The sequence below is a fragment of the Pedobacter steynii genome (genome assembly GCF_900103665.1).
GTDB lineage: Bacteria > Bacteroidota > Bacteroidia > Sphingobacteriales > Sphingobacteriaceae > Pedobacter > Pedobacter steynii.
In genome coordinates this window covers 1-1,428 of record NZ_FNGY01000040.1, presented here as the reverse complement: position 1 = coordinate 1,428, position 1,428 = coordinate 1, and the positions used below count along the sequence as shown (strand labels likewise).

The window sequence follows — 1,428 nt, the reverse complement described above, 5'->3', positions numbered from 1 at the left end:
TGGTGTGACCCCAAAAAGTTGGACAGATTCAAAATTAAGTTTTTTGTACGAGAGCTCGGTATTCCACCGGGCTCTTTCCATTTAACCTGTTTTTTATTCTTTTATTGTTGTAGTAATAAATGTATTCTTTTAAAGAAGTGATAAATTCTTCTGTGGTTTCAAAGTTCTCCCTGTACAGCAATTCTGTCTTCATAATACCAAAAAAGCTTTCGGCCAAGGCGTTATCTAAGCAATTTCCTTTTCTGGACATGCTTTGAATAATTCCATTTTTTTCCAGAGCCTTTCTATATCCGTAATGTTGATATTGCCAGCCTTGGTCAGAATGAAAAATAAGTCCCTTTGTATCTTTCACTTGATCAAAAGCCTCGTATAACATTTCTTCTATCATCTGCATATTTGGACTTTTTGAAATACTATAGGAAATGATTTCCCCATTGAACATGTCAATTATGGGAGACAGGTAAATCTTCTCCCCTTTAATGTTCATCTGGGTGACATCCGTAGCCCATTTCTGATTAGGCAAACTTGCTTCAAAATTCCTTTCAAGTTCATTAGGGGCAATTTTGCCAACCTCGCCTTTGTATGATCGATAACTTACTTTCCTGATAGTGCATTTTAAGCCTAATGTTCCCATCAATTTTTGCACAGTCTTATGATTTATGTTATAACCCCGGTTCTTCATTTCGGCGGTGACTCGCCGATAACCATATCTGCCTTTATGCAGGTGGTATATACTTGCGATCTCTTCTTTTTCATGCTTGTACTTATCATCAGCATTCAGCCGCTTATGATGATAATAAAATACCGAACGAGCCATCTGTTTACAATTCAATAGAATTGCAATATCATGTTCCGGCCTTAGTTCTTCGATGGCTTTTGCCCACTCATACGTTCGCGGGCTTCTCTTTCCTGTACTAAGGCCTTGACTTTTTTTAATAACGCGTTCTCTGCTCGCAAGCGGGCATTCTCCGCCTGGAGCTTCTCTAGTTCTGTTTCAGGTCCAAGTTTCTTTGATCTTCCCATGCCTTTAGGTGGTCGTCCACGGGGCTTTTGTTTGTATAGTACTCCGTAACCTTCACCTCGTACTAATCTTACCCAGCTCTCTAAGGCACTTCTACTTACTTTACGTTCCAGAACAACCTGTCTTAAAGGTACGCCTTTTTCTATAATGAGCCTTACAACTTCTTCTTTGAAATCAGAAGTAGACTTGATATTGGCTTGCTTGCGTAGCCCACTTTCTCCATGGAGGTTATATTTCCGAACCCATTCCAATATCATGTCATCATCAATACGCCGTTCTCGGGATATCCAAACAATCGGTGTCCCTTTTATCACTTGAGAAACTATATCGAGCTTCTCCTCAAATGTGTGTTTTGCCATAAATGATAAACCCCAAAAGTTTTTGTCCAACTTTTGGGGTTCACTTCA

The 1,428-nt window shown here is 39.4% G+C and carries 2 protein-coding genes; both read right to left on the bottom strand.

Translation table 11 applies throughout. From position 1 onward, the window contains the following. Positions 1 to 34: 34 nt before the first annotated feature. Positions 35 to 937 carry an IS3 family transposase gene (locus BLQ87_RS33135; RefSeq protein WP_218129476.1) on the bottom strand — a complete coding sequence of 301 codons (903 nt, stop codon included), beginning with the start codon at positions 935 to 937 and terminating at the stop codon, positions 35 to 37. Then, positions 859 to 1,380 carry a helix-turn-helix domain-containing protein gene (locus tag BLQ87_RS33130; RefSeq protein WP_074613162.1) on the bottom strand — a complete coding sequence of 174 codons (522 nt, stop codon included), beginning with the start codon at positions 1,378 to 1,380 and terminating at the stop codon, positions 859 to 861. The genes BLQ87_RS33135 and BLQ87_RS33130 overlap by 79 nt, the downstream gene beginning before the upstream one ends. Positions 1,381 to 1,428 lie beyond the last annotated feature (48 nt).